Annotated in this window: 1 protein-coding gene; it reads left to right on the forward strand. The window is 48.2% G+C overall.

Annotated elements, in window-relative coordinates; genetic code table 11:
- The coding region (locus AB4585_RS28560) for an iron chelate uptake ABC transporter family permease subunit (protein WP_372172149.1) at positions 1-369 on the forward strand (369 nt) is incomplete at both ends.

The raw sequence follows: 369 nt of genomic DNA on the forward strand, positions 1-369 counted from the left end.
CGTATCGACTTAATGGGCTACCTATTTGGTGACCTTTTGTCGGTGAATAACTACGACGTCATGTTTATTTATATGGGCGCTGCGGTAGTAATGTTGCTGTTAGTGGCATTTTGGCGACCACTGCTTTCCAGCACCGTAAACGAAGAGTTAGCGGCAGTTGAAGGGGTGAATATCTCACTAATGAGACTGCTGATCATGCTGATGATTGGTTTAGTTATCGCCGTGGGTATGAAGTTTGTTGGCGCCTTGATTATCTCTTCGCTACTGATTATCCCCGCAGCAACCGCAAGGCGTTTGTGCCGCAGTCCCGAGCAGATGGCGATCATGGCCTCTATTATCGGCATGATCTGCGTGTGTACCGGGTTAAGT

Origin of the sequence: Vibrio sp. 10N.222.49.C9, from assembly GCF_041474985.1 — a bacterium.
In the GTDB taxonomy this organism is placed as follows: Bacteria; Pseudomonadota; Gammaproteobacteria; order Enterobacterales; family Vibrionaceae; genus Vibrio; species Vibrio crassostreae_C.